The sequence below is a fragment of the Bacillus sp. SIMBA_154 genome (assembly GCF_046536015.1).
GTDB classification, from domain to species: Bacteria; Bacillota; Bacilli; order Bacillales; family Bacillaceae; genus Bacillus; species Bacillus pumilus_P.
Window position 1 is genome coordinate 1 of record NZ_JAWJBV010000040.1, and the last position, 5,053, is coordinate 5,053.

At 37.8% G+C, this 5,053-nt stretch carries 4 protein-coding genes; 2 read left to right on the forward strand and 2 right to left on the reverse strand.

Annotation, left to right across the window (positions count from 1 at the left end; genetic code table 11):
- Window positions 1-220: 220 nt before the first annotated feature.
- Window positions 221-1,258: a protein rep gene (locus R0K30_RS20930; RefSeq protein WP_410612674.1), complete on the forward strand. Its 1,038-nt coding sequence runs from the start codon at window positions 221-223 to the stop codon at window positions 1,256-1,258.
- Between the two features lie 33 nt (window positions 1,259-1,291).
- Here the strand turns inward: R0K30_RS20930 and R0K30_RS20935 are convergent, their stop codons facing one another.
- Window positions 1,292-1,963: a hypothetical protein gene (locus R0K30_RS20935; RefSeq protein ID WP_410612676.1), complete on the reverse strand. Its 672-nt coding sequence runs from the start codon at window positions 1,961-1,963 to the stop codon at window positions 1,292-1,294.
- Window positions 1,964-2,727: 764 nt separating this feature from the next.
- On the opposite strand from R0K30_RS20935, the gene R0K30_RS20940 reads away from it, so the two are divergent.
- Window positions 2,728-3,306, forward strand: coding sequence for a phospholipase A2 family protein (locus R0K30_RS20940; protein WP_367308427.1), 579 nt, complete (start codon window positions 2,728-2,730; stop codon window positions 3,304-3,306).
- 388 nt (window positions 3,307-3,694) lie between these two features.
- Here R0K30_RS20940 and R0K30_RS20945 read toward each other — a convergent pair whose 3' ends face one another.
- A complete protein-coding gene (locus tag R0K30_RS20945) occupies window positions 3,695-4,168 on the reverse strand; it encodes a DUF3967 domain-containing protein (protein ID WP_410612678.1) in 474 nt (157 codons plus the stop codon).
- Window positions 4,169-5,053: the final 885 nt, after the last annotated feature.

Genomic DNA, 5,053 nt, shown 5'->3' on the forward strand with positions numbered 1-5,053 from the left:
GGTTTTGGGTTTTAGTTTTAGGCGATTTTGACGGAGTCAGAATCGTGTCTTTTCTTATCTTGATACATATAGAAACAACTCAATTTTAAAAAAGTGTTCTAATTCCAGTCGTGTCAAGGGTTTAATGGTAATTTGACAGTGAAAAACCCCATCTGCTATTATTAAAGTGCCAACCAAAATAATAGAGTGCTAGATAACTAGCTTCAGAAAGGGTTTTTTTATGTGTAATACATGTAATTTTGTTGATTCCAATTCGAATTATACCATCCTTGAGGACAAAACCGCAACAGGTAAAAAGCGGGATTGGCGAGGAAAAAAGCGAAAATCTACGTTGATGTCTGATCATTATAAGGCTTTGGAAAAGCGTACCGGTGCGCCTTACTACGGAAAAAAGGCAGAGAAAGTATGTGATTGTGCGGAATGTCTTGCGTTTAGGAGAGACAAAGAAACGGGGAGACTACGATTATATCAAGCCTATTTTTGTAAAGTGAGGTTATGCCCTATGTGTGCGTGGCGAAGGTCGTTAAAGATTGCAAGTCACAATAAATTGATCGTGGAAGAAGCGAACAGGCAGTATAAGCCTGCGTGGATATTCCTTACGTTGACAGTAAAAAACGTTGAGGGCGATGATCTGAAACAGACCATTTCGGATATGATGAAAGCATGGAATCGCTTGTTTGGATATAAAGCAGTCAAAACGGCTGTGCTTGGTTATTTCAGAGCTTTAGAAATTACAAAAAATCATGAACAAAATACATATCACCCGCATTTTCATGTGTTGATTCCTGTTCGTAAAGGTTACTTTGGGAAAAATTATATTAATCAAAAAGAGTGGACGAGCCTATGGAAGCGTGCAATGAAATTGGATTACACACCGATTGTGCATGTGCAGCGGGTCAAAGGAAAAAAGGGAATCGATGCGGAAGCGATTGAAAAAGAAGTGCGAGCAGAAATGGAAGAGCAGAAAGCCATTTTAGAGATTTCTAAGTATCCAGTGAAAGACACTGATGTGATACGTGGGAATGAAGTGACCGAGGAAAATTTGGATACGGTTTATTATTTGGATGATGCATTGAATGCCAGGCGGTTGATCGGTTATGGCGGGATCTTAAAAGAGATCCATCAAGAACTGAATTTGACTGATGCCGAGGACGGGGATCTGATCAGAATTGAAGAAGATGATGATGAGGTAGCGAATGAGACATTTGAAGTCATGGCTCATTGGCATGTTGGGATCAAGAATTACATAATCACATAGAAAAGCAGGCTCTTACTGGAGCCTGCTTCTTTTTTAATATTTTTTTCCAAGACGTGTCGTATGTGAAACTGTTTTAACATGCTTTTTACGCTTTGAATCTTTGTAGATAGATAAAACGAATTTGTTGTTCCAGTAGCCGTTTTTCGGGCTGTAGTACGTTTTGAATGTGTAATGAAAGACTTTTTGACCTGTTGATCCTGAAGCTGAAGTTACTGCTGAAGCGGCTAAAGCTACTGCTTTCAGTGTCAAGACTGCGCCAGCTACAGCACCGGTCCCCGTTGGTATTGCTAAAATCGCACCTGTCACAACAACAACAATAGCAACAGTGATGTTGAATTTGTTTTTATAGGTCTTTACCAGTCTCCATTGGTAATCTTTGTTTGACTTTGCACTAATCTCGCCGTCTTCTTTGATTAATTCTTGTCCAGCTTCTTTAAATTCCTCGACGTCCACTAATTCATTGTTGATACGAAGTTCTTCTTTTGCTCGGTCAAAAGAAACGGTATCTACTTGTTCACCATTATCAATTGTTATTGTTTGAGTGCTACCTTTGGTCAAAGAATTGAAAGTATGTAGTTTGCCTTCAATTTCAGTTTGATAAGACTCTTTAATTTCTTGCGGTTGTTGGGTTGCTGCGGCTACTGTTTGTAATGGAGCTGTTAAGAATAGCATCAGACCTAGCATCAAGATTATGAACTTTTTCATTTTGAATATTTCCCCCTTGTTTTTGTGCGATAATACACACATGGATAAAAAATGTTATTTTTATAAAAAAAGGTAATTGAGGAGTGATTGATGTGTTTTGGAATTGGGTAGTAGGCATGATCGGGATAATCATAGGAGCTTGTATCTTTGCAACTGAGTTCGAAGATGCTACTTTCTTCACTCGCTTTATTTTCAAGCTTATTGCGATTTTACTTCTTGTGTTTTCAGTGACTTTTATTAAGTGGCGGCGTAAAAAAATACAACAGCATAAGTCATAGTTCTCCCTCCTTTTTTTGACATGTTTTCATCCTATCATTGATTGATTTAGCGTTGGGAATTCATTGGAAAATTTCTTTTTTGGTTGCGGTGACCGCAATCATTTTTTTTATTTTTTAGAGCTTCGTTTTGATGAAAATTTCTGTGGTAGAATCCGTTCACTGTGGAGGTGAACATGATGACCATTGAAATTCATGTAATGGATTTAGGGGCAATCATTATGTTTGTTTTGATGATCATTGCATGTGCGTTTTCAGAAGCAGAAGAAGCCGACAATTGAGTCGGTTTTTCTTTATAAGTTTAAAGTCGTGGCACGTTGGCATGTCTGCATCAAGAATTACATAGTTAATTAGGTAAGTGGGCTTATAATAGTCTGCTTTTTTATCTGAATAATAGTTTAAATTAACCTTAAAAAGCCAAGGAAAAAAGTTACTTTAGTACCTTTTGTTGTATGCTTGTTGTATAAATTGATTATAAGGAGCTATTGTATGCGTAAAATTTTGAGTGTTATGATGATTTTGTCTGTTTTACTTGGTTTTTCTAATTTTGGTGGTGAACGGGTTTCTGCAGCTAGTAATTTAAAAGAACTTGAAGGTTTGGACATTGATATGCTAGACGATGAAATTCTTAAAGAGATGTTTAATTATATAAGTTCTAATGAACATGGAAAGCTTTACTTTGATGTTGATCAGGCTAGACTAGATGGAAAATCAGAAGAACTCTTAGATCAAGGTAAAGCGTTTAATGACTTCAGTAATTCTTATTTTAAGTTCTACAATAATTCAGTTGATAGTGACCGTATAACAACTAAAATATCACTTCCTGTTTGGGGTAATTGGTGTGGTCCTGGTTATGGCGGTGGTCCAACAAAAGGTTTACTAGATGCTGCATGTAAAAAACATGATCTCGATTATAAAAAATATGGTTATTTTGATTGTAAGAGTGATGCTAGGTTAATGGGTCGAATACAACGAGATCTAAAAAAGATGGGGTTCGTTGAAAAGGTAGTAGCCAGAAATGTTTGGGCGTATTTTTTGGTCCAAGTGAAGGCGAACGGTTGTTATTAAAATAATATTTTGAGAGAGTGATAATTTGAATACAAAAACTTTAAGGAATCTTTCATTTCTTTGTTTTATTATTGGTATTTTATTGTGGGTTCCCAATGTTTTCTTTGGGCAAAGTAGTATTCTATGGTTATTAAACTTTGTGATTGGCCCAATTGGAATTGTGTTAAGTATAATGGGTAAAAAATATCTTTTCACGTTCTTAAATTTCATAACTTCTTTCAGTTTTTTTATATTCATGTTTCTTGGTTATCAATTATTGGGATCATGAAATTATTTGGCGAAAGCAGGCTCAAAAGAGTCTGCTTTTTTGTTACACGCTTGACGGAAATCGAAAGATTTTAGCACTCTCACAAGGGTGTGTATGAGTGCGCCATTGTTATTGGACGTTTTATTTCCAGAATTGCCACCACTTTTTTTGTTGAGCAGTAGCAATCATTTTTTTTGTTTCAATGGATTCTTTCAAAGCGAGCATGAGATTTTCATCTCGCTTTTTTTGCTGTTCTTCAAATTGTTCGAGTCGTTTCAGGATGGCCCGATTGAATTCTTCTTGTCTTTGAATGAGATCGGCGACATTGACATCTTGTAGCGGTGTAGCGGTATCCGATATGGACAAGTTTGACCGATACAAGGTCGCTACAAGTTTGGCTATTTCTTCTAGTGATTTACCACTCAATTTAGAGTGTGTGTATATATACTCCATAGCGGATAAATCGGACTCATTATACTGACGCCATCCCTTAGTGTCTCTGGCGAAATTATAGCCGTTTTTCTCAAGCATGGCGGCGTATTTGCGTATCGTGACGCTGGAGACATTGAGCTTGTTTGCAATGTCTTGTGAAGAAAGGTAGGTTTCGGGTTTCATAGCGGGTTCACCTCTTTATGATTCATTCGCTACGGTATACGCTACGCCCTCCTAGATCAAAAGGCAAAATGTTTTTGTTTTGCGTAGCGGGTTGAAAGAGAAAAAATTTGATAAGTGTCGCCGGAGACATTTAGGAAAAGGTGAAAAGAGCATAAGGGAAAACTGCAACCATTTCATGTTTGAAATCCCAGTGTGATTTGTTTCGTGCCGGTTGCGATTTTTGAAAGGAATGTGCCTAAAAATGAAATTCTGACACACCTTTTTTTAGGAGAAAAATGCGGTGATGTGTCAGAAACGGCAAATCTGCCACACCATAAAAAGGAAAAGTGAGAAGAGCATAAGGGGTTTTTGTCCCCACTTATGGTGTGGAACTAGGCAAAGCCTAGCAAAAAAAAGACCCCAAAGAAGTGGTGGAAATCACTCCTGCAGCAGTGGCGATTTTTGAGGTGATCACTTCCCGATCACTACTGAAAAACGGGCCGGTCACTGGCGGATCTGTGATGGAAAATGATCGACCAGTTGTCAATCACTTGTCAAAGTGCCCAGTTATACGCACCAAAAAATGTGCGTGTTTTTAGAAAAGCCAACGAGGGTTTTTTCACGAAAGTTTGGTAACGTTTTGTAAAAAAATCAGTCACAACAAGGGTTTAAAAACTGTGAATTAAGTTCGTGTTTGTTTTGTGTTGTTTCGGAAAAGTGTGCATTCAAAAGGAGCGTTACTGTTTAAAAAATGGAGTGAAAAACATTAGGCATGAGTCAACGGTAAGCGGAACGAAAGTGAGCATTAAGGAGTTGACTCATTCACCACACCCAAAGCCTATTGATTCAAACAAACCCCGTTTGTTTGCGCCAGCCGAAGGGGCATCCCCCGAAGATCGGGGGTAG

What these genes read in the sequence shown, in the direction of transcription:
- R0K30_RS20930 (WP_410612674.1), top strand. Translation starts at nt 221, where the DNA reads ATGTGTAATACATGTAATTTTGTTGATTCCAATTCGAATTATACCATC.
- R0K30_RS20935 (WP_410612676.1), bottom strand. Translation starts at nt 1,963, where the DNA reads ATGAAAAAGTTCATAATCTTGATGCTAGGTCTGATGCTATTCTTAACA.
- R0K30_RS20940 (WP_367308427.1), top strand. Translation starts at nt 2,728, where the DNA reads ATGCGTAAAATTTTGAGTGTTATGATGATTTTGTCTGTTTTACTTGGT.
- R0K30_RS20945 (WP_410612678.1), bottom strand. Translation starts at nt 4,168, where the DNA reads ATGAAACCCGAAACCTACCTTTCTTCACAAGACATTGCAAACAAGCTC.